A 22,340-nucleotide genomic window follows, 5' to 3' on the forward strand; every position below is an offset into this window, starting at 1 on the left:
GATCAATCAACCATATTCACCGCCGCCGCGAAAGCGCGGAAGCTGGTGATAACGGACGAAGCCGCCATCCTCAGCTCACCGGAACCGTAATGAGCCGCTTGGAAAAAGCTGTCCGCACACGCTCTGGCATGATGATCGACTTGCGTGCATTCAGATCGAACAGCACGGCGACGACCTCGGCGCGGGCCAGCGGTTGATGCGTATTGCTGTCGAGCAGGAAATGACAGAAGCGCCAGGTCTTCTCGCGCAGTTCCAGAATGCCGGTACGTGTGTAATAGGCATCGCCGACAGTCAGCGGACGGAAATAATCGATGGCGTAATCCAGCGCCGCCGAGCCCAAGCCCTGCTGGCGCATCTGATCGGCGGTGAGATCGCCGCCCGCCAGCATATTGCCGGCTGCTTCCGAGAAGCGTGCCATGAAGAAACGCGTCGCCATGCGGCCGGTCTCCTCGGCCTCCCAGCGATCCACCGAACCGCGGCATGTCTCATACATCCCATCCACCGGCGCCGACGGCGGCAACGGCGCGCCAGCGGACTTGGGCGGCGGCGGCGCATCGAGCTCTGACGCAAGCTGCCGCGCTTTATCGACGACATCCGCCGGCAGAGCAACAAAGCCGCTGCCATCCAGATGGTCCAGCGTCACCGTCGCTTCTGCGGTAGCCGAGAGCGTGCCGGTCTCGGCGTCGCAAAGCTCGTGATAGAGATGCAGCCGGTCGGCTTCCACGGCGCGTATGCCAGTGCGCAGGCGCAGCACGGCGCCTTCATGGTTCTCACGCTTGAACTGGATGCGATGCCGCAAGGGACGGATCGCTGTCTTGTCTGCCCGCCGCCGGCCCGGGCCATAGCCCAGCGCCAGCAGAAGATGCTTCTCAGCCTCGGCAAAGCGCGAGAGATAGAACTGCACGTTCAGATGCCCCATGCGGTCGCATTCCCAGGGCTGAACAGGCGAACGGCCGGTGGACAGGAAGCCTTTCTCCACCGCCGCAAGCGCAACCGGCGTTGGCGGTTCGTCGCCGCGCACCAGCAGCGACTGGAACCCGGCCTGTATGTCGTTTGGCATAGGCACCGATTTACGCTGCTCAAGATCAAAGCACAGCGCCAGAACATCAGCCTTCATGCACAGGGCGCCGGTCTCGGCATTGTAGAGCCGGTGATGGAAGCGCATCTTGCGACCCTCAGCCAGAGTCATGCCGCTTTCCATGCGGATCAGATCGCCGGCATGCAGCTCATTCAGATAATTGATGTCCTGATGGACGGCGACCGCGCCCAGCTTGTGCTTGACAAAAGCATCCCGCCCGAAGCCAGCTTCCATCATCACGCTGGCTGCTGCATCGCTGATCCGGCCGACATAAAACTGAATATTCATATGGCCGTATTGGTCGCATTCCCAGGCGGCGACCGAGCCGCGGTAGGTTTCGCGGAAATTGCTCACGTCAGACTCTCTTTATGCTGGCTCGTTTCTGCGTCATCCGGAGAGAGGGACATGTTCGCCTGTCAGGCGGACAGGCGCAACCGCTCAAGCCGCATGCCAAGTGTTTCGACCTGGCGGCGGACCACCGCCTCGCCGCTATCGCCCAGGATTTTCAGGCGGCCCGTGGCCTCCAGCACCAGGGCACCGGTAATGCCGGCCGCTAGAGAGACCGTTTCCGCCCGTATCGCTTCCGCGTCCATCGGCGCCAGATGGCGCATGCCCTCGCCCAGCACCGTATAGCATTGGATCAGCCGGCCATTGAGCAGGCGGTCCAGCTCCGCCGTCAGTCCCACCGGCTTCAGGCCCTGGGCAAGATAAAGCCCGAGATAAAGATCATCGGGCCGTTCGCGATAGAAGCGATAGAAGGCCAGCGCTGCAGCCAGCAGCCGCTCTTTCTCCGGCACATTCGTCACCGCCTCGCGCAGGCTCTTCAGCAGATCGGCCAGCGATCCCGCCAGCATGTCGGCATAGAGCGCTTCCTTACTGGGATAATGCAGATAGACCGTACCGACTGCGATCCCGGCTTCGGCCGCGATGGCGCGCAGGGTTGCGCCATCCAGCCCGTCGCGGCTGAACACGCTGCGCGCGGCCTTGAGGATTGCCTCCCGTTTGAAGGCCTTTACGGCGGCGCGGCGGCCCTGCCGCGCCGTGGCAAGATCAGCGGGCATTGCGCCAGGTCAGCGGATCGCCGCTGTCGCGTTCTCTCACCGCTTCCTTGAAGCCGATCTGCTCGCAGCGCGCCTTGAAGGCGACGCCTTCCGGTGTGTGGCGCGTGATCCCGTCGAACAAGGTGGCGATCGTCTGCGTCGAGTTCAGGCCCATATTGTCGTAGGCTTGGTTGATCATCAGCTTCTGCATCATCAGCTGGTTCTTCGGCACGCTGGCAATACGCTGCAGCAGGGCTTCAACATAGTCGTCCAGCTCAGCCTCCGGCACCGCATCGATCACCAGGCCGTATTCCTTGGCCGTCCTGCCGTCAATCAGATCGCCGGTCAGCAGCATGCGCTTGGCCTTCTCAGCACCCAGGCGATAAACCCACATGCCGGTGGTCGGGCAGCCCCAGATGCGGGCAGGCGGATAGCCGATCTTGGCATCCTCGGCCATGACGACCAGATCGGAGCAGAGCGCGATGTCGCTGCCGCCCGCCACGGCGAACCCGCGGATCTTGGTCACCACCGGCTTCAGAGAGCGCCACAGGCTCATGAAACAGTCGGTGGCCTGGCGCATCCACTGGTAATCGATCATCGGATCCCAGGGCATGTTCTGGCTGCCCAGCACGGGGCGCGGGGCCTCGGCGAATTGTTTGAGATCGTAGCCGGCGCAGAATGCACGGCCAGCGCCGGTCAGGGCGATGACATGGACCTCGTCATCCCAATTGGCCCGCTCGACCGCTTCGCGCAGCCTGACCGGTGTATCCGCGGCAATGGCGTTGAGATGCTCGGGCCGGTTCAGGGTGATGCGAGCGATCCGGCCGTCACGCTCGTAAAGGACAATGGGTTCCTCGGACATGGTTTCCTCCTGTTATGGAGAAACCGTAACATTGATCATTTTAATGAACAATGTTCATAAATCGACCTCGCGATACCGCACATCCGGTAGCGGGTTATGAATGTATGGCGGAATATCGCGGAACCCCAGGGAATCGTAGAGACGGTTCGCCTCGGCCATCCGCTGCAGGGTATCCAGCCGCATGGCGCGGTATCCCAGCCGCCTACCCTCGGCCAGGATCGCCTCGGCCAGTTTTCGGCCCAGCTTCAGCCCGCGCGCCCTCGGATCGACGAAGAGCCGCTTCATCTCGCAGATGCCATCGCCCAGGTCGCGCAAAGCCACCACGCCCATCGGCTGGCCATCCACCTTGGCCAGCAGCAGCGCGCCGGATTTTTCCGGCGCGTATTTGCCCGGCAGCGCCTCCAATTCCTTGTCGAATCCCTGGAAGCACAGGCTGAAATCCAGGGATTGCGCATAGGCGATGAATAGCTGCTTGGCAGCAGCCAGGTCTTCAGGCCCGGCAGCGGGCGCGATGCTGATGACGGGTGCCGTGTCGGTCATGGGGCATCAATGACTGATTCCATCAAAAAGAAAAAGGGCGAGGCACTCAACAGGGGAAAGTGCCTCGCCCGGCCGGCCATTGTCACACGCGCCGGCATCGGCGGCATCGGGGCAGCCGCCGAACTCATTCACAGCTCGATACTGCCCTCCAGGTAAGGCACGCAGTTCCCCGCCAGCCGCACGCGCTCACCTTCGTCGCGGCAATACAATGTGCCGCCACGGGCGGAAGCCTGATAGGCAACGATGTCGCGTTTCCCCAGCCGCTTCGCCCAGTAGGGAACCACGCTGCAATGCGCGGAACCTGTCACCGGATCCTCGGGGACGCCTTTGGACGGCACGAAATACCGCGAGATGCAGTCGACGCCGTCTTCATCAGATGGTGCCGTAACGATGACGCCGTCGCGGTCGATATCCATCAGCCCGGCCATGTTGGGCTGCAGGCTGCGCACGATAGCTGGATCGTCGTAGACCAGCAGGTATTTCGCAGCCCCCAGCACTTCCTTGGGCGGAGCGCCAATCGCCTGGATCAGACCCGCGCAGGCCGTCACCGGCTGCGGTGGACGCGAGGGAAAATCCATTGCCAGACGGCCGCTTTCGCCATCCTGCGTCACCGTCAGCGTGCCGCTTTTGGTGAAAAAACCGATCTGGCTGCGCGATCCGTCCAGCTTGTTGAAAATCACCCATGCAGACGCCAGTGTGGCGTGCCCGCAGAGATCGACTTCCACAGCGGGTGTGAACCAGCGCAGGCCGAATCCATCGCCCTCGGGAACGAAGAAGGCGGTTTCGGACAGATTGTTCTCAGCGGCGATCGCCTGCATCGCGGCATCGGGCAGCCACTTCTGCAATGGCACCACCGCCGCCGGATTGCCTTTGAAGACCGCACTGGCAAAGGCATCGATCTGATAAATCGGAAGCCGCATCGAATTCCCCTTGAGGATCAACGGCCAGCCTGCTGCGAATCAACCGGGCAGGCCGGCGGAAATGATCAACCCCTATCGAAGCCAGAGGGGCTTGCGCAGCTCGGCATGGATATCGGCGCGGCTCAGGCCGACATCCTTCAGAATCTCATCGGGCAAGGTTGCCAGACAGGCCCGCTCGCGAGCCCGGCGTTGCCAATCGAGCAGCATGAGTATGACGGCCGTCGCGCCCTCGGCGCTGACAGCAACCACACGGTCGATAACCCGGCCGATCGTGCTGCCCGCGCGTTCGACCGGGCCGATACCATATGGCCGGTCGATTGTACTAGTACAATTTGCCATGACAATTTCCTCCAAATGCATCCGTTATGGCCAATTGAACCCCGACAAACGGGGTAATCACATATTTGATTGACTCATTGAGAGGGTCAATGCAAAAATTGCCACCATGACAATGTGGCTACCCAAACTCGAACAATTCCCCGGTCCGCGCTATCAGGCCTTGGCCGCCGCCATCGAAGCGGCCATCCGGACGGGCGAATTGCCGGTCGGCGCCAAGCTGCCGCCCCAGCGCGATCTGGCCTGGAAGCTCGGCGTCACGGTCGGCACCATCAGCCGCGGCTACATGCTGGCCGAGCAAAAAGGGCTGCTGTCCGGCGAGGTCGGCCGCGGCACCTTCGTGAAACCGATCCATCCGCCCGGCCTCCATGAGGCCGCCAACGGCAACGACGGCGGCGTCTATCAGGGCGAGATCGTCAGCCTGGCGACACCGGGCGTGATCGAACTGTCCCATAACGAGCCGAGCCTGCCGGAATATGACGAGATCCTGCGCCGCTCGCTGCAGCGCCTTGCCGGCTCACGCGGTTTGCAGCATCTGCTCGGCTATAGCCGCACGCTCGGCGATCCGGCCCATCGCGCTGCCGCCGCAAAATGGATTGGCCGCACCGGGCTGAGCATCTCCGCCGATCAGGTGATCGTCACGGCCGGCGCGCAGCAGGCACTGGCCGTCGCCATCGCGGCAATGACGATGCCGAATGAACCGATGATGGTCGAATCACTCACCTATGGCGGCGTGCATGAGAATGCGCGGCTGCGGCCCGCGCGCCTTGAGGCCGTGGCGATGGATGAGGAAGGTATCATCCCGGAAGCTTTGGCCGAAACGGCAAGACGCACCGGCAGCCGCCTGGTGCTGGTGCAGCCGACCATCCATAACCCGACCACGGCCACCATGTCCGCCAGGCGGCGCGAGGATGTCGTCGCCGTCGCCCGCAAGCACGACCTCACCATCATCGAGGATGACGTCTACGGCTTCGTCGTACGCGAACGGCCGCTGCCGCTCGCAGCGCTGGCGCCGGAGCGCACGATCTATATTGCCTCTGCCTCCAAATGCATGGCGCCTGGCCTGCGCGTCGGCTGGATGGCGGCGCCGCCAGCCCTGATCGAACGCTTTGCCGATGCGCTGCATGCCTATTCGGTCAACAACCCGCGGCTCAACCAGGAGATCGTGCGGCAATGGATCGAAGACGGTACGGCGGAAATGCTGGTGGAACGCCTGCGCGAGGAAGCCGGCATCCGCAACGCCATGGCGGCCGAGATTCTGGAAGGGCTGAACATGCGCAGCCATCCGGCCAGCCTGCATTGCTATCTGGAACTGCCGGAACCCTGGCAGCCGAACGATTTCACCAACCAGGCGCTGGGCCAGGGCGTACGCATTGCAAGCTGCACATCCTTTGTGCCCGACAATCGCGCCAATCCACCGCCGTGGGTGCGCATTTCGCTGGCTCCCTCGCCCGATCGCGAACAGCTTGCTGAGGGTCTGCGGCGTCTGCGCAGCCTGCTGGAGCGCGGCCCGAGCGCGCGGCGCGCCGTCGTCTAGCGCGGACCATACCGCCGGTGACAACGCTTCTTTATCTCGCGCCGATCATCGTGGTGATCGGCCTGGTTGGCAGCGGCCGCGTGTCGCTGATCAAAGCTGGTTTCGGCGGATTGATCGCGACCCTGCCTGTGGTCGCCGTCGCCATGGATGGCCGCGCCGACTATACCGCCTTCGTCCTTACCGAAAGCCTGAAAGGCGCCTGGCTCGCCTGGCATAACGTGGCGGTGATCTTCGCCGGGCTTCTGCTGCATCACGTCATTCGTACGGCTGCGCCAAAGGCAGGCGACACGCGCCAGCCCGATGCCACAATGCGGCACCGACAAGCTTATTTCCTCTGCTTCGTCACCGCCGGCGTGGTGGAATGTGCCATCGGATTTGGCGTCGGCTTCGGCATCGCCATCTATGGTCTGCTCCGTCTCGGTGCGCCCGTCCATGCCGCGGTCGCGCTTGGACTGATCAGCCAGATGCTGGTGCCTTGGGGAGCGCTGAGTATCGGCACCGTGATCGGTGCAGCATTGGGCCATCTGCCGCTGGACCCGTTCGGATATACCAGCGCCCTGCTGATGCCGGCTTTCGGCTTGGGCCTGCTCAGCTGGTTCTGGTGGTGGTCGCATAGCCTCAGCTTCGGCCTGACTGTGAAGAATGCCGTTCTCGATCTGCTCTGGACCGCGGCCTTGCTGGGGCTGCTCTATCTCGGCAACCGATATGTCTCGGTCGACACAGCCGGTCTGGTCGCGACTGCACCGCTGCTGGCGTTGGGTTATCTGCTGGACCGGCAGAGACTGGCCATTCCGCGCATGCTGCGCATCGCCGCGCCCTTCGTGTTGTTGGTTGGAGTTCTGCTGTCGACGCGGCTGGTGGCGCCGCTGGGCGAGGCGCTGCGAGCCTATCTGGTTACGCATCCGTTCGGCGACCTGCCGCCGTTCCCCTGGCTGTATCACGCAGCAAGCATGCTGCTGCTGACCGCTGGGATCTACGGCGCCGTCATGCTGCGCCCGGCGCAATGGCGCAGCGCGATCGCAGCGACATGGCGCGGCGGACGCGTTGCGATGGCAACGACGCTGATCTTTCTGGTGATGGCACGGCTTTTCTCGGCCGCCGGCATTCCCGCCGAGCTGGCCGCAGCATGGCAGAGCGTCGCTGGCGATCATGCCCTGCTGGCGACGCCGATCTTTGCCGCCGTTGCAGGCGGGCTTACCGGTGGCAATACCGCATCGAACAGCCTGCTGCTGCCGCTGCAGGCGGCACTGGCTCAATCTGCTGGCGCATCGGTGCTGTGGGTCGGCGCATTGCAGAATGTCACCGGCAGCATGTTCACGCCCTTCGCGCCAGGCAAGGTGGCATTGGCCTGTGCCTTTGCCGGCTGGGCTGGCGGCGAGCGGCAGGCCTACCGCGCCATCCTGCCGCTGGGTTTCATCCTGCTGCCAATCGCGCTGCTGATTGCCGCATTGCTCTAGGAGCGCGTCACCGTATGCGCATGGTTGAGCGGGCCATGACCATGGCCCAAACCCGGCGCGGTCTCGATGGCCTTGCGCACATAGCGCCGCGCCTGCTCGACTGCTGCCTGAAGCGGCAGGCCGAAAGCCAGGCCCGCGGCGATGGCCGATGCGAGTGTGCAGCCGGTGCCATGCGTTGAGGACGTATCGATGCGGCGGCCTTCGAACCGCTCGACGCGCCCCTCTCCGGTCGCGAGATAATCGACCAGATCATCGCCCGGCAAATGGCCGCCCTTGAGCAGCACGGCACGCGGGCCGAGCGAGAGCAGACGCTCCGCTGCCGCCGGCATCTCGGCCTCGCCCGGAATGGTCATATCGGAAAGCACTTCCGCTTCCGGCAGGTTCGGCGTGATCAATGTGGCACGCGGGATCAGCTTGGTGCGCAGCGCATCAGCAGCCGAGGGCTGCAGCAGACGGGCGCCGCCCTTGGCCACCATCACAGGATCGACCACTAGCGGCACATCGGGCGCATAGCGATCAAGCGCATCGACGATAGCCTCGATGATGTCGGCGCGATGCAGCATGCCGGTCTTGATCGCATCGGCGCCGATATCTTCGAGCACCACGCGCAACTGCAGCGCCACGAAATCCGCCGGCACGTCATGCACCGCATGCACGGTGCGGGTATCCTGCGCGGTAAGCGCGGTGATCGCGGTCGCGGCATAACCGCCCAGAGCGGTGACTGCCTTGATATCGGCCTGAATGCCTGCGCCGCCGCCGGAGTCTGAGCCTGCAATGATCAGCACGCGGCCCGGCTTCGGCGTGCTTGCCCCCTTTTCAGCACTCATGCCGCCGCCTGCTCCAGCGCGGTGACGATGTCATCCACCACCGTCTGCACCAGCACCTCATCCTCACCTTCCGCCATCACGCGGATCAGCGGCTCGGTGCCCGAGGGGCGGATCACGATGCGACCAGCCTTGCCGAGCTTGCGTTCGGCTGCATCGATGGCCTGACGCACCTTGGGCAGTTCCAGCGGCTTGCCGCCGCTATGGCGCACGTTACGCAGCAATTGCGGATAAGGCGTGAAGCGGCGGCAGAAATCGCTCGCCGGACGGCCGGATTCACAGAGCGCGCTCATCACCTGCAACGCCGCAACCAGGCCATCGCCGGTGGTGGCGAAGTCGGACAGGATGATATGGCCCGATTGCTCTCCACCGAGATTGTAGCCAAGCTCGCGCATCGCTTCGAGCACATAGCGGTCGCCGACCTTGGTGCGCGTCAGTTCAAGGCCCAGATCGTTGATGAAGCGCTCCAGCCCGAGATTCGACATCACGGTGGCGACCAGGCCGCCCTTGGACAGCCGGCCCTGGCGCAGCCAGCTCTCGGCGATCACCGCCATGAGCTGATCGCCATCAATCACCGCGCCGCGCTCATCCACCATCACCAGACGGTCGGCATCGCCATCAAGCGCAAGGCCGAGATCGGCGCCATGGGCGACGACGGCTTCCTGCAGCGCACGCGGATGCGTCGAGCCGCAATCCTTGTTGATGTTGAAGCCATCAGGCTTCACCCCGATGGGGATGACTTCGGCTTCCAGTTCCCACAGTACGGTGGGCGCAACCTTATAGGCAGCGCCATTGGCACAGTCGACCACGACTTTCAGTCCGCGCAGGTTGCGCCCCTTAGGCAAGGTCGCCTTGGCGAACTCGATATAGCGGCCATCGGCGTCGTCCAGGCGCTTGGCGCGGCCAAGCTTGGCGGAGTCGGCAAGCTTGGGCTCGGTCTCGCCCAGGATCATCGCTTCGATCTCGCGCTCGGTGGCATCCGACAGCTTGTAGCCATCGGGACCAAACAGCTTGATGCCATTATCGTGGAAGGGATTGTGCGAGGCGGAGATCATCACGCCGAGATCGCAGCGCAAGGCGCGCGTCAGCATCGCCACCGCGGGCGTCGGCATCGGGCCGACGAGAAAGACATCCATGCCCACCGCAGTAAAGCCGGCCACCAGAGCAGGTTCCAGCATGTAGCCCGAAAGCCGCGTATCCTTGCCGATCAGCACGCGATGACGGTGGTCGCCATTGGTGAAATAGGCGCCGGCCGCCATGCCGACACGCAAGGCCGTGGCAGGGGTCATCGGCTCGACATTGGCGAGGCCGCGAATGCCATCGGTTCCAAAAAATTGACGGGTCATTCCTGTCGTCCAAACGGTCAGAATTTGGCCGGACTATGCCACAGAAAACGCAGCGACAGAACCCGATCGGCACGCGAAAATGCTGCGGAAAATCAAGGGTTGTTACGAGTTGTTACAGTGGCTCGCCGCGATCTTAGTACAGCTCCTGGGAAAGTCCCTGCCAGACTTTCAGCGCCTGCACCGTCTCGGCCACGTCATGCACACGGATAATCTGCGCGCCGCCCTTCTCCACGGCCCAAAGCGCGGCGGCGAGCGAACCGGGCACGCGGCGTGCGGGCGCGGCCTCACCCGTCAGCCCGCCGATCATCGACTTGCGCGAAACGCCGACCAGAACGGCGCAGCCGAGATCGTGGAATCGCTGCAAGCCGCGCATGAGCGCGATGTTATGCTGCAGCGTCTTGCCGAAGCCGAAGCCGGGATCGACAACGATCTTGGCACGCGGAATGCCGGCGGCCTCGCAAGCGGCGATGCGGCGGGCGAGATAGTCGTAGACCTCGGCCACCACATCCTCGTAATGCGGCGCCTGCTGCATGGTGCCGGGCTCGCCCTGCATGTGCATCAGGATGACCGGCAGGCCGCTTTCGGCGGCGGCGGCGAGATTGCCCTCGCCTTCCAGCGCGGTGATGTCGTTGAGGATGGCGGCACCGGCCATGGCGGCAGCGCGCATCACGGTGGAGCGGCGGGTATCCACCGAGATGGGAACGCCAAGATCTTGCAAGCCTTCCAGCACCGGCAGCAGCCGGGCGATTTCCTGCTCGGCCGAAACCGGCTGGGCGCCCGGCCGGGTCGATTCGGCGCCGAGATCGATCAGATCGGCCCCGGCCGCGACCTGCGCGCGCGCCTGGGCGATGGCGGCGGCCGGATCGCCCTTTAATCCGTCTCCGGAGAAACTGTCATCGGTGACATTGACGATGCCCATGACGAGCGGACGTGACCAGTCCCAGCCCAGTAGCGGCGCCGGGCGCCCGGGGATGGCTGCGGCCGGTTTTGAACCGGTTGGCTCTAGCCCATATGGGCTCGTCTGTGCCCGATCCGGTTCATTTGGAACCGTTTGGGTTCGTTTGAGCCCGTCTGAGCCCGTTTGTGCTCGCTCGGCTTTTCCCTGATTCAGCTGAGACAAAATTTCGACCGGAATATAAGGGGTTTAAATTTTGATTTGACGGAATTGTTCTTATCATGTTCTTATCATTTCCGCAACCTGGATCTCGGTATTCCGGCCGGGTCTGTCGCCATGCGGTCCAGGCCAAGAAAAGAGGAAGCTAGATGAGCCTCGCCTTTCCCGATCTGGAATTTCTCGTCATTGCACTGATCGTCGTGGCGACGCCGGGCACCGGCATGATCTACACCGTGGCGGCCGGGCTGACGCGCGGCGCCAGGGCAAGCCTGGTGGCGGCGTTCGGCTGCACGCTTGGGATCGTGCCGCATATGCTGGCGGCGATCACGGGCCTTGCGGCTTTGCTGCATGCCAGCGCGCTGCTGTTCGATGCCGTGAAATATGCCGGCGTCGCCTATCTGATCTGGATGGCGTGGCAGACCTGGAATGACCGCGGCAGCCTGAGCCTCACCGGCCAGGGACCGCATAAATCCTCGGCGCTGCAGGTGACGGTGGAAGCCGTGGTGATCAACCTGCTCAACCCGAAACTTTCGATCTTCTTCTTCGCCTTTCTGCCGCAGTTCGTGGACCCCGCTGCGCCAGGCGCGCTCTGCGCCATGCTGGCGATGAGCGGCGTGTTCATGGCGATCACGCTCGTGGTTTTCGCACTCTATGGATTATTTGCAGCCGCCGTGCGCGACCATGTGATCGGCCGGCCGAAAGTGCTGCTCTGGATGCGGCGAAGTTTCGCCGCCGCGTTTGTGGCATTGGGCGCGAAACTCGCGGTGACGGAACGGTGAGAGGCGGCCCGGAAAGGCAAAGAGTTCCTCCACTGGAAGCATAGAAATGAAGATCGGCATCATTGAATGCGGGCCGGTGCCTGGGGTGCTGCAGGCGAAATACGTCAGCTATCCCGCAATGTTCGAGGCACAGTTGCGGCCGCTGCTGCCCAATGCTGCATTCACTACCATCTCGGTCGTAAACGGCGAGCCCCTGCCTGCGCCAGATGCCTGCGATGCCTGGCTGATTCCCGGTTCGCGGCACGGCGTCTACGATCCCCTGCCCTGGATCGAACCGCTGAAAGCCTTCATCCGCGAGGTAGCAAGACTGAAACGGCCGATGGCGGGCGTGTGCTTCGGGCACCAGATCATCGCCGAGGCGCTGGGCGGCAAGGTGGAAAAAGCCGCGATCGGCTTTCGCATTGGCATGGAGCAGTATGAAACCACACTGGGCGGCAACGGCCCGCGCAATGTGACGATGCCGGCCTTTCATCAGGATCAGATTGTCGTGCAGCCGCCAAATAGCGACGTGGTGGCCAGCACCGCAGCCTGCACTTTCGCCGCCTTGCGCTATCGCGATGCGCCGATCTTATCGGTGCAGTTCCATCCCGAATTCAGCATGGATTACCTCGCCGATCTGATCGACTGCATGGGACAGCAGGCAGCACAGCCGGGCCTGTCCGCAGGAGCCGCTTATGATGGCGCTGGAATGCGCTGGATTGCAGCGGCGCTGGCTGGAGAGATGATGACAGGCCTTATCTGAGTAGATCCGCGATCCACGAAATGCTCCTCTTCCGTGCCAGAGGGTAAGAAGCCCGGCAGGAATGTCGGGCTTTTTTTGCGTGCTGGCAGAAGATCCCGGGGCAACGCATTATCTCAGGCCAGCCCCGATCTGCCGGAATCGGGCACAAAATGCCTCCGTTTTGAGCTAGATCATCTTCCCGCAGCACCCCTTGCGTTAGACTTCCTCATCATTGTTCCGTCCAGAGCAAGGAGAGTGCTGCAATGGGTCGTGTTGAAGGCAAGGTCGTGATCGTCACCGGCGGCGCCGTGGGGCTTGGCGAGGCCATGGCGCGGATGATGGCGCGCGAAGGCGCGAAGGTCGTCGTCGCCGATGTCCAGGATGCGCGAGGCGAGGCGGTGGCCAAAACGCTGCCCGATGCGATGTATCAGCATCTCGATGTATCGCGCGAGGAAGAATGGGAGCGCGTGATGCAGCGCGTGCGCGAGGCCTATGGCCGCGTGGACGTCGTCATCAACAATGCCGGCATCGCCATCAGCGGTCCGCCCGAGGAACAGACCCTGGAGGAGTGGCGCCGGCTGATGAGCATCAACCTCGACGGCGTGTTCCTCGGCACCAAGCATGCAATCCGCGCCATGAAGCAGAACAATCCGCGCGGCGGCTCGATCATCAATCTTTCCTCCATCGAAGGGCTGGTGGGCGATCCTAATCTTGGCGCCTACAACGCATCGAAAGGCGGCGTGCGGATCTATACCAAGTCGGTTGCGCTCTACTGTGCGCGTGAGCGCCTCAACATCCGGGTCAACTCGATCCATCCCGGCTATATCTGGACGCCGATGGTGGAGGCGCATCTCGCCCGCCAGGGTGACGTCGCCGCGGGACGCAAGGTGCTGGATGCGATGCACCCGATCGGCCATATTGGCGAGCCCGACGACATCGCCTATGGCGCGCTCTATCTCGCCTCGGATGAATCGAAATTCGTCACCGGCGCCGAACTGGTGATCGACGGCGGCTATACCGCGCAATAAGGCAGCGGGAGGGCCGATTGGCCCATCGCTGAAAAGAAAAAGCCCGGCAGCACCGCCGGGCTTTTGTCTGTCTGATCCTCTCCACGAGGCCCCCGGGTCTGCCCGGGGACAGGTGCTTAAGCGGACCGCTTAAGCGCCGGGCTGCGGTTCAGGCTCGAAGCCGCCGCTGGCGCCGGGCTTCTTGCCGCGCGCGCTGGTCGGCACGGCGGAGCGCGGACCGGTATCGCCAGACGATGACGGCGACTTGTCCTCCGGACGCACGATCGGCTCGCCGCGCAGCAGTGCCTTCACCTCGTCGCCCGAGAGCGTCTCGTATTCGAGCAGCGCCTGAGCGAGCTTGTCGAGGTCGTCGCGATGTTCGGTCAGGATGCGGCGCGCAGCCGCCTCGGCCTCGTCGATGATGCGGCGGATTTCCTCGTCGATCATCTTGGCGGTGGCATCGGAGACATTCTTGCGCTGCGTCACCGAATGGCCGAGGAAGACCTCTTCCTCGTTGTCGGAATAGCGCAGGCGGCCGAGCTTTTCGCTCATGCCCCATTCGGTGACCATGCGGCGCGCAAGGCCCGTGGCCTGCTGGATGTCGTTGGAAGCGCCGGTGGTGACGTTGTCCGGGCCAAAGATGATTTCCTCGGCAATGCGGCCGCCGAACATCATGGCAAGCTTGGATTCCAGCTCCAGCTTCGACATGGAGAGGCGATCCTTCTCGGGCAGCGACATGGTCACGCCCAAGGCGCGGCCGCGCGGAATGATCGTCACCTTATGCAGCGGATCGCATTTCGGCATGAACAGCGAGACCAGCGCATGGCCCGCCTCGTGATAGGCGGTCAGGCGCTTCTCCTCCTCGCCCATCACCATCGAGCGGCGCTCGGCGCCCATCATCACCTTGTCCTTGGCCGCTTCGAAATCGGCCATGGTGACGACGCGGCGATTCTTGCGCGCGGCCAGCAGCGCGGCCTCGTTGACGAGGTTCGCCAGATCGGCGCCGGAGAAGCCGGGCGTGCCGCGGGCGATGATCTTCGGATCGACATCGGGCGCCAGAGGCACCTTGCGCATATGCACGCGCAGGATCTGTTCGCGGCCGATGATGTCGGGGTTCGGCACGACGATCTGGCGGTCGAAACGGCCCGGACGCAGCAGCGCCGGATCGAGCACGTCGGGGCGGTTGGTGGCAGCGATCAGGATCACGCCTTCGGTCGCCTCGAAACCGTCCATCTCGACCAGCAGCTGGTTCAGGGTCTGCTCGCGCTCGTCGTTGCCGCCGCCAAGGCCGGCGCCGCGATGGCGGCCGACCGCGTCGATTTCGTCGATGAAGATGATGCAGGGCGCGTTCTTCTTCGCCTGCTCGAACATGTCGCGGACGCGGCTGGCGCCGACACCGACGAACATCTCGACGAAGTCAGAGCCTGAGATGGTGAAGAAGGGCACGTTGGCTTCGCCGGCGATGGCGCGGGCCAGCAGGGTCTTACCGGTACCCGGCGGGCCGACGAGCAAGCAGCCCTTCGGAATCTTGCCGCCGAGGCGCTGGAACTTCTGCGGGTCGCGCAGGAACTCGACGATCTCTTCCAGCTCGCTCTTGGCTTCCTCGATGCCGGCGACGTCCTCGAAGGTGACGCGGCCATGGCGCTCGGTCAGCAGGCGGGCCTTGGACTTGCCAAACCCCATCGCCTTGCCGCCGCCGGACTGCATCTGGCGCATGAAGAAAATCCACACGCCGATCAGCAGCAGCATCGGGAACCAGGAGACGAAAATGCTGAACAGCGGATTGCCCTCGTCGGGCGGCACGGCGGCAACCCGCACGCCGCGCTCGGTGAGCTTGTTCACCAGGCCCGGATCGTTGGGCATGTAGGTGGTGAAGCCGCGGCCGTCGCGGAAATGGCCGCTGATGGTGCCGTTATTCTGGATCTGAACGTCGGTGATCTGGCCGTTCTGGACGTCGTTGAGGAAGTCGGAATAGGCAAGCGACTGGCTTCCGGTGCGGACCGTCGGGCCCTGAAACAGGTTGAACAAGGCGACCACCAGCAAGCCGATGATCACCCATAAAGCCAAATTGCGACCGAACATGTTCACGGAAGCATAGTCCTCATCAACACCGCGCCACCTGCGCGACCAGGAATAGTGGATCGGAAGTTTAGCCGACTTCTCCAGCTACAGACCATAGATATGAGCAGAGACGGCATAAACAAGCGGTTACCCGGGCATTTCTGCCATATCACGGTCAGGTCAGAGAATTTCCCCGATTCCCCCAAGCGAGCCGCCGGGCGTCCCGGCCGGGCGGAACACGATTGTGATACCCGGCGGCGTAACCCCCAGATGTAGTGGCGGCACGGCCAGCAGCCGTTCCCGCCGCCACAGTGCCGGCAGGCTGGCGCGGACGAAGCGCGGCAGAGCGCTGAGGTTCCACTCGTCCGGCAGGGCGGCATTCCCTAGCGGCATCAGGCTGAGGCCGGGGGGAACACGACGCGGCGCTGTCACCTGAAACCGGCCGTCCCAGAGCAGAAAGGCACCGGCGGTGAGCTTCACCGCGGCGGGCAGATGGCGCGCCTCGCGGCAGACCAGAATGCCCTCCTCCATCCGGCGAAGCTGACAGCCATGCAGGGTCTGCGGCTTGGGCAGGCCATCGCGCAGGACTTGCAGCAGACGCTCGAGCCGGTCCAGACGCGGCGGCAGTGCCTGGCCGCCGATCGCCATCAGCAGCCGCGCCAGCCCCCGCAGGGCGATCTCGTCGCTGGCAGTTTGCAAGGGCGCGGGATCGAGCCAGGCGAAACCGGCGGGCGAGACTTTGGCGGCGGCGCGCAGCACGTCATAGGCCGCATCGGAAAGCGCAGCGCGCGCGCGCGCAAGATTGCGCGCCGTCTGCGCCAGATGGGTGACGAGATCGGCGCGTGCGGATGCGTCGTTCCCGGCCAGCAGATCGAGTGCCTGGCGCACCCGCACGCGGGCATAAACTGGATCGGCGTTGCTGGGATCTTCCACCCAGGCCTGCCTGTGCTGGCGCAGGGTGGCGATAAGCCGTGCCTTCGGAATGTCGAGCAAAGGCCGCAGCAGGACGAGATTATCGTCCAGCGCGCGACGCGGTCCCATCGCCGACAGGCCATCGACGCCGGAGCCGCGCAGCGCGCGCAGCAAAAAAGTCTCCGCCTGATCGTCGCGGTGATGCGCCAGCAGAAGATGACCGATGCCCTGGTGGCGGCATTCATTGCGCAGCAGATCATAGCGTGCCTGACGCGCCTCGGCCTGACGGTTCGCCGTCGGCTTGGCGGTATGTTTCCAGGTAAGCACGCGGCTTTCGATGCCGGCGCTCTTCAACAGCCGCGCGACATGGCGGGCCTCTTTGGTCGATTCCGCGCGCAGGCGGTGATCGACGATCAAGGCAACAAGGCCGGCTTTGTGTTTGGCGGCCCAATCACGGGCAAGCACGGCGAGCGCCATGCTGTCGGCACCGCCGGAGACGGCGACCGCGAGCTTCGCTGCCTTGTCGGATGCCAGAAGCGGCCGCAGCAGGCGATGGAATTCGGCAGCCGTGACAGGCTTTACGGCGCGGTCTTTCGCCGGCTGCACCATGCGGGGGCGGTTATTTGCAGTTAAGCTTGCCGCGCTCGCGGACGGCTGCGTCCTTCACGTGGGTCGGCGCGTTGGGGAATTCCTTCGCCAGCTGACCGAGCGCAGCACAAGCCTCCGGCGTCTTCTTCATCGCCGCTAAAGTCATACCGAGTTTAAGCAGGCTGTCGGGAGCCTTGGCGCTTTTCGGATAGTTCTGATAGCCCTGCAGGAAGGCCTGCGCCGCCGGCTCGTATTGCTGGCGGACGTAATAGGTTTCGCCCAGCCAGTATTGCGCGTTGCCGGCCAGCATGTCCTGCGGATGCGCGCCGAGGAATTCGCGGAAGGCGGCCTCGGCATTGGCATAGTCGCTCTGCACCAGCAGGCGATAGGCGTAGTTATAGCGCTCCTGCGGCGTGCCCTGCGGCAGCTTGCCCGCAGCGCCGGCGGGCGGCGTAACACGAGCAGTTTGCTGCTGGCCCGACTGCTGACCAGGCGCCACGGGCAGCGGGCGGCCCTGCGCGTCAGCGGGCATGGTGCCGAGGACGCCTTCGCGGCTCGGTGCCTGGCCGGGCGTGGCCGACGTCGAGCCGCGCGCCAGAGGCAGTGCAGCCGGCTGGCCGCCCGGCTGTGTGCCTGGTTGTGCGCCCTGGCCTTGCTGGGGCTGCGCGCCTTGGCCTGGCACTCCAGCGGGCGCCTGACCGGCGCGCTCAAGCTCGCTCAGACGGAAATCGACATCCTCGACCAGCTTGTCGAGACGGCGCTGCGCTTGCGTGGCCTTGAACTCGACCTCCTCGAAGCGTCCGGTGAGTTCGCGGATCTGGTTTTCCAGATCGTCGATGCGGGCATTCAGCCGGTTGGCGATGGAACCGCCGCTGCCATCCGAGTCAGTCAGTGCCGGGCCAGCGCCGCTGCCGCCTGAGGGCGGCGTACCGCCGCGATAGACCTGGCGCTGCAGGGTACGCAGGTCGTTTTCCAGCCGGTTGAGGCGGTCGATGGTCTGGGCGTCCTGGGCGGAGGCAGGCAGCGCCACGAGCGGCGCGGCCATCAGCAGCAAGGCGGCGAAAACAGGTTTGGCAAAAGACGCAGGCATAGCAGGACCCCACGGTAGCCGACTCGGCGGAAAACCAAGCTGGTCGATTTTAAAGGGGTTTACGTCAAAAGCATGGCGTGTCGCAACGGCGAGGCGACGCGGCAGGAAAGCCGCACCCGCCCCGGATACGATGTGCCTGCGTCTTGCTGCGGCCTATCAGTTAGCCAGCACCGTGACGCCCCGGCGGTTCTGCGCCCAGGCAGCCTCGTTGGAGCCGATCGCCACCGGGCGCTCCTTGCCATAGGAGATCGTGCTGATGCGATCGGCCGGGATGCCCTGATTGACCAGATAGGATTTCACCGTCGTGGCCCGGCGGTCGGCGAGCGCGAGATTGTATTCACGGGTGCCGCGCTCATCGGAATGGCCTTCAATGACCACGCGCCACTGCGTGTTGCGCTTCAGCCAGGCCACCTGCTTGTCGAGCGTGGCGCGCCCTTCAGGCTTCAGTGTGAAGGAATCGTAGTCGAAGAAGACGCGGTCGCCGACTTCCATTGCGAACTGGCGCTGCGCCTCCTCTCGGCCGAGCGGTGCGGTCCCCACATCGCTTCTGCCGCCCGTACCGTAGGCGCCAGAGGTTGTCGCACCACCAGCACCACCACCGCCCGACAGCGAAGGATCGTAGGACGGTGCCGATTCACAGGCCGCCAAAGCCAGCGCCAGCGCGCCGAAGAGCGCGGACCGCATCATCATCTGCATGAGTTGGATACTCCCCTTTTTTGTCTGCCCGATTCAAATGATCCATAGCAAAGCGCGGCTTTGCGGCAGAAAGGCGCGGGATTTGCGGCAGGAAAAGGGCGCGAAGGGGAAACACCCTGACAGAAATCGCGCCGTAGCAGCGTATACGCAGCCCGAGATAGCAGAACACCCGCCTGCGCCTGACCAAAGCCAGGAGCAGAGCGGGTGTTCCTCAAATCATCATTCCGGGCAGCCTAGCCGCCCGAAGCGATATTAGTTCGACAGGACCGTCACACCGCGACGGTTCTGGGCCCAAGCAGCCTCGTTCGAACCCAGCGCCACCGGACGCTCCTTACCGTAGGAGATCGTGGTGATGCGGTTCGCCGGGATGCCCTGGTTGACCAGGTAGTTCTTCACGGCGTTGGCGCGACGCTCACCCAGCGCGAGGTTGTACTCGCGGGTGCCGCGTTCGTCGCAGTGACCCTCGATCACGACCTTCCACTGCGGATAGCGCTTCAGCCAAGCAGCCTGCTTGTCCAGCGTGGCGCGGCCAGCCGGCTTGACCTCGTACTTGTCGTAGTCGAAGAACACGCGGTCGCCGACGTTAACCTGAAAGTCCTGCACCGAGCCGGCCTGGATGCCGGCGGCAGGGGTGGTAGCAGCAGCAGCGGTGCCGGTGCCGCCGGTGGAGGCGGCTTGTTCGGGGGCCTTCTCGCACGCGGCAAGGAACAAGCCCAGGGCAGCAACGGCCAGGAACTTGGAGCCGAAGGTGTTGAGGCGCATTTTTTTTATCCCTCCAAGGGTTTCGAAGTGAGTCAGGTACTAGAGAACAAAAAATCAGGACCGGCGTTCCGCCTCGGGATCGTCACTTTCTCGTCCCTAGTGCGGCCCGCCTGACTGGTTACCGCCGTTCCGAGTGCTTCGTCGGGAGTTGGGTTTGCAAGACGGACTGTCCTGCAAATGAACCAACGGCAAACGAGGCTGGAACCTTGGTCCAAGCCATTGCGTCATAATCGACTATATGCCCCGGTTTTCGGGGAATCAATAGGGGCTAAGGACTTAGCCGAGCGTTGTTGCAGAAAAGCCGCAGCGCCCGGCGGCAGCAATCCGTATCCTGACTGTCGCCCGAAGGATTAACGGATCAGGGGCGACAGCGGCGACCAGGCCGGGTCGGAGGCATCGATCGGAGTAGGAATTTCCCGTTCGTTATACCCGGTCAGGTCGATGGAGACGAGCCGGACGCGCTGGCCACGCCCGCGGGCATCCGGCGGCGCTTCCCGATAGAACATCAACACGCGGCCATTCGGCGCCCAGGTCGGCGCTTCCTGCACCATCGGCGAGGTCGAAAGGATTCGTTCGCCGCTGCCATCGGGGCGCATCACGCCGATGGAGAATTGTCCGCCGCCTTCCTTGGTGAAGGCAATCAGATCGCCGCGCGGCGACCAGACCGGCGTCGAGTAGCGGCCCTGGTTGAAGCTGATGCGCCGCTGGTTGGTGCCATCGGCATTCATCACGTAAATCTGCTTCGAGCCGCCACGGTCCGAGTTGAAGGTGATCTGCCGGCCATCAGGCGAAAACGACGGCGAGGTGTCGATCGCCGGATCATTGGTCAGGCGCGACCGCTGCCGCGTGCGCAGATCCATCATGTAGATGTCGGAGTTGCCGTCCACCGCCAGCGACATGATGACGCGATTGCCGTCCGGCGAGAAACGCGGCGCAAAGGTCATGCCCGGGAAATCGCCGACCAGTTCCTGCTGTCCGGTATCGATGTTGAACAGATACACGCGCGGCTTGTCGTTGAAATAGCTCAGATAGGTGATTTCCTGCTGGCTCGGCGAGAAGCGCGGCGTCAGCACCAGATAGCGGCCATCGGTGAGGAAGCGATGATTCTCGCCATCCTGATCCATGATGCCCAGGCGCTTGATGCGGCGATCCGGCGGGCCGCTCTCGGCGACATAGACGATGCGGGTATCGAAATAGCCGTCCTCGCCGGTAACGCGCTTGTAAATCGCGTCCGAAATGAGATGCGCCAGGCGACGCCAGTTATCCGGGGTAGTGAACAGCGCCAGGCCGGTCATCTGCTGCTCGGCGGCGACGTCCCAGAGGCGGAATTCGCCGCGCAGCCGGCCGTCGGCCTGCAGCTCGATGCGGCCGTTGACCAGCGCATCGACATTGATGACACGCCAATCCGCAAAACGCGGCTGCACGCGCATGGCCTGCGGGGTCTGGATATGCGCGCGCGGATCGGCCGGCTTGAACAGGCCGGAGCGTTCGAGATTGGCGCGGATGACGCGGGCGACGTCCTGACCGATCTTGGTCGCCTGCGGATTGTCGGCATCGAAATCGGAGATTGCGATCGGCACCGGCTTGAAATTGCCGCGGGTGATGTCGATCTCGACCGCCGCAGTTGCAGGTCTTGCGACCGCCAAGACAACAATCAGCGACGCGAGAAACGCCCCCAGCTTCGGCAGTTTGGACCTGCGCTTCATCCTGTTCTCCGTCATGATTTACCCACCCAACATTTGTCGCGGATCGAAGTTCAGGATGATCTCCTGACTCCATTTGTCCTTATTGCCCGGCGGCAGTTTGAACGGTGCCGCTTTCAGCACGGCACGACGCGCCGATTCAGCCGCTGAGCGGTAGGCCTCCTGGCCCGGCATATACATTCGCGCCTGATCGACGATCTCCGGCTGCGTGCGCAGGCTGCCATCCGGATTGAGGCTGAACCGGATGCGCACGATCAGATTCTGCGCATCCCGCGCGCCCAAATCAAACAGCCACTGATCTTCGACCTGCTTGCGGATGAAATCCTTCTCGCTCATCGAGATCGGCAGATTGGGATTGGAGGGGCCTTCCATGCGCTGCGCGGAGGCCGGCGGCGTGCGCGCAGCCGTCTGCGGCGCCGGATTGGGCTGGGTCGCCGGCGGCGCTTTCATCTTGTTCACCAAAGCCGCCACGTCGGCAAAACTCGGCGCCTTGGATTTTTCCTCAGTGCGCTGTGCCGGCTTGGGCGGCGTCGGCTTGGCTTCCGGCTTCTTCTCCGGCGGCTTGGGCTGCTCGGGCAGCTTGGCCTCTTCCTTCGGCTTGGGCACCGGTTTCGGCGTCGGCTCAGGCTCGGGCATCGGCGCGGGCTTGGGCGCCTCGGCCTGCTGCTTGGGCGGCTCGGGTGCTGGTGGCGGCGGAGGGGGCGGGGGTGCGACCGCCTGCGGCTGTTGCGGCGGCTGCGGCTTCGGCTCCTGCTTCACTTCCGGCGCCGGCTCTTCCTTCGGCTCGGCCTTGTTCTCGACCGCCTTGGGCTGCGGCTTGGGAACATTGGTCTTCTCGGCGATCGGCACGAACTCGGCCAGGATCACCGGCGGCTCGGCCTCCTTCGGCGGTTCGAAGATGTGCGGCAGGCCGAACATCGCCACTGCCAGGATTCCGGCATGGAGGCTCGCCGACAATATATACGAA

Annotated in this window: 21 protein-coding genes; 5 read left to right on the plus strand and 16 right to left on the minus strand. The window is 64.0% G+C overall.

The window, feature by feature from the left end:
* Nucleotides 1–70 precede the first annotated feature (70 nt).
* The 6 genes from Q0603_RS02515 to Q0603_RS02540 form a co-directional block, all read right to left on the minus strand.
* Nucleotides 71–1,432, minus strand: coding sequence for a thioesterase family protein (locus tag Q0603_RS02515; protein WP_298721576.1), 1,362 nt, complete (start codon nt 1,430–1,432; stop codon nt 71–73).
* 62 nt (nt 1,433–1,494) lie between these two features.
* The gene (locus tag Q0603_RS02520) at nt 1,495–2,139 is read right to left on the minus strand and encodes a TetR/AcrR family transcriptional regulator (RefSeq protein WP_298721580.1); all 645 of its coding nucleotides are present in this window, start codon (nt 2,137–2,139) and stop codon (nt 1,495–1,497) included.
* Nucleotides 2,129–2,980, minus strand: a complete 852-nt coding sequence (locus tag Q0603_RS02525; RefSeq protein WP_298721583.1) for a crotonase/enoyl-CoA hydratase family protein — start codon at nt 2,978–2,980, stop codon at nt 2,129–2,131. The genes Q0603_RS02520 and Q0603_RS02525 overlap by 11 nt, the downstream gene beginning before the upstream one ends.
* Before the next feature lie 54 nt (nt 2,981–3,034).
* The gene (locus tag Q0603_RS02530; RefSeq protein WP_298721586.1) at nt 3,035–3,520 is read right to left on the minus strand and encodes a GNAT family N-acetyltransferase; all 486 of its coding nucleotides are present in this window, start codon (nt 3,518–3,520) and stop codon (nt 3,035–3,037) included.
* 128 nt (nt 3,521–3,648) lie between these two features.
* On the minus strand, nt 3,649–4,440 hold the full coding sequence (locus Q0603_RS02535) for a PhzF family phenazine biosynthesis protein (RefSeq protein ID WP_298721590.1): 792 nt from the start codon (nt 4,438–4,440) through the stop codon (nt 3,649–3,651).
* 72 nt (nt 4,441–4,512) lie between these two features.
* Nucleotides 4,513–4,779, minus strand: a complete 267-nt coding sequence (locus tag Q0603_RS02540; protein WP_298721593.1) for a DUF1127 domain-containing protein — start codon at nt 4,777–4,779, stop codon at nt 4,513–4,515.
* A gap of 106 nt (nt 4,780–4,885) precedes the next feature.
* On the opposite strand from Q0603_RS02540, the gene Q0603_RS02545 reads away from it, so the two are divergent.
* Together Q0603_RS02545 and Q0603_RS02550 are read left to right on the plus strand one after the other, a co-directional pair.
* Nucleotides 4,886–6,313 (plus strand): PLP-dependent aminotransferase family protein, encoded by a 1,428-nt coding sequence (locus tag Q0603_RS02545; RefSeq protein ID WP_298721596.1) that lies wholly within the window; start codon nt 4,886–4,888, stop codon nt 6,311–6,313.
* A gap of 17 nt (nt 6,314–6,330) precedes the next feature.
* Nucleotides 6,331–7,770, plus strand: coding sequence for an L-lactate permease (locus Q0603_RS02550; protein WP_298721599.1), 1,440 nt, complete (start codon nt 6,331–6,333; stop codon nt 7,768–7,770).
* Here the strand turns inward: Q0603_RS02550 and thiD are convergent.
* From thiD to folP, 3 genes are all read right to left on the minus strand, one after another.
* Nucleotides 7,767–8,597, minus strand: a complete 831-nt coding sequence (gene thiD, locus Q0603_RS02555) for a bifunctional hydroxymethylpyrimidine kinase/phosphomethylpyrimidine kinase (protein WP_298721602.1) — start codon at nt 8,595–8,597, stop codon at nt 7,767–7,769. The genes Q0603_RS02550 and thiD overlap by 4 nt on opposite strands.
* A complete protein-coding gene (gene glmM / locus Q0603_RS02560) occupies nt 8,594–9,940 on the minus strand; it encodes a phosphoglucosamine mutase (RefSeq protein ID WP_298721604.1) in 1,347 nt (448 codons plus the stop codon). The genes thiD and glmM overlap by 4 nt, the downstream gene beginning before the upstream one ends.
* Before the next feature lie 133 nt (nt 9,941–10,073).
* Entirely contained in the window at nt 10,074–10,859 is a 786-nt protein-coding gene (gene folP / locus Q0603_RS02565) for a dihydropteroate synthase (protein ID WP_298721606.1), read from the minus strand.
* A 344-nt stretch (nt 10,860–11,203) separates the two neighbouring features.
* Between folP and Q0603_RS02570 the strand changes: the two genes are divergently transcribed.
* The 3 genes from Q0603_RS02570 (at nt 11,204) to Q0603_RS02580 (ending at nt 13,582) form a co-directional block, all read left to right on the plus strand.
* Nucleotides 11,204–11,833: a LysE family translocator gene (locus tag Q0603_RS02570; RefSeq protein ID WP_298721608.1), complete on the plus strand. Its 630-nt coding sequence runs from the start codon at nt 11,204–11,206 to the stop codon at nt 11,831–11,833.
* Nucleotides 11,834–11,879: 46 nt separating this feature from the next.
* Nucleotides 11,880–12,575, plus strand: coding sequence for a type 1 glutamine amidotransferase (locus Q0603_RS02575; RefSeq protein WP_298721611.1), 696 nt, complete (start codon nt 11,880–11,882; stop codon nt 12,573–12,575).
* 242 nt (nt 12,576–12,817) lie between these two features.
* Entirely contained in the window at nt 12,818–13,582 is a 765-nt protein-coding gene (locus Q0603_RS02580; RefSeq protein ID WP_298721613.1) for a glucose 1-dehydrogenase, read from the plus strand.
* Nucleotides 13,583–13,711: 129 nt separating this feature from the next.
* Here Q0603_RS02580 and ftsH read toward each other — a convergent pair whose 3' ends face one another.
* From ftsH to Q0603_RS02615, 7 genes are all read right to left on the minus strand, one after another.
* On the minus strand, nt 13,712–15,649 hold the full coding sequence (gene ftsH, locus Q0603_RS02585) for an ATP-dependent zinc metalloprotease FtsH (protein WP_298721615.1): 1,938 nt from the start codon (nt 15,647–15,649) through the stop codon (nt 13,712–13,714).
* Between the two features lie 153 nt (nt 15,650–15,802).
* Nucleotides 15,803–17,143 (minus strand): tRNA lysidine(34) synthetase TilS, encoded by a 1,341-nt coding sequence (gene tilS / locus Q0603_RS02590; protein WP_298721617.1) that lies wholly within the window; start codon nt 17,141–17,143, stop codon nt 15,803–15,805.
* Between the two features lie 10 nt (nt 17,144–17,153).
* On the minus strand, nt 17,154–18,212 hold the full coding sequence (ybgF, locus tag Q0603_RS02595; protein WP_298721619.1) for a tol-pal system protein YbgF: 1,059 nt from the start codon (nt 18,210–18,212) through the stop codon (nt 17,154–17,156).
* Nucleotides 18,213–18,368: 156 nt separating this feature from the next.
* The gene (pal, locus tag Q0603_RS02600; RefSeq protein WP_366132435.1) at nt 18,369–18,908 is read right to left on the minus strand and encodes a peptidoglycan-associated lipoprotein Pal; all 540 of its coding nucleotides are present in this window, start codon (nt 18,906–18,908) and stop codon (nt 18,369–18,371) included.
* A 252-nt stretch (nt 18,909–19,160) separates the two neighbouring features.
* Nucleotides 19,161–19,670, minus strand: a complete 510-nt coding sequence (gene pal / locus Q0603_RS02605) for a peptidoglycan-associated lipoprotein Pal (protein ID WP_298721621.1) — start codon at nt 19,668–19,670, stop codon at nt 19,161–19,163.
* Between the two features lie 350 nt (nt 19,671–20,020).
* Nucleotides 20,021–21,376 (minus strand): Tol-Pal system beta propeller repeat protein TolB, encoded by a 1,356-nt coding sequence (gene tolB, locus Q0603_RS02610; RefSeq protein WP_298721623.1) that lies wholly within the window; start codon nt 21,374–21,376, stop codon nt 20,021–20,023.
* 18 nt (nt 21,377–21,394) lie between these two features.
* Nucleotides 21,395–22,297, minus strand: coding sequence for a hypothetical protein (locus tag Q0603_RS02615; RefSeq protein WP_298721625.1), 903 nt, complete (start codon nt 22,295–22,297; stop codon nt 21,395–21,397).
* Nucleotides 22,298–22,340 lie beyond the last annotated feature (43 nt).

It is taken from the genome of uncultured Ferrovibrio sp. (assembly GCF_937960835.1).
Classification (GTDB): domain Bacteria; phylum Pseudomonadota; class Alphaproteobacteria; order Ferrovibrionales; family Ferrovibrionaceae; genus Ferrovibrio.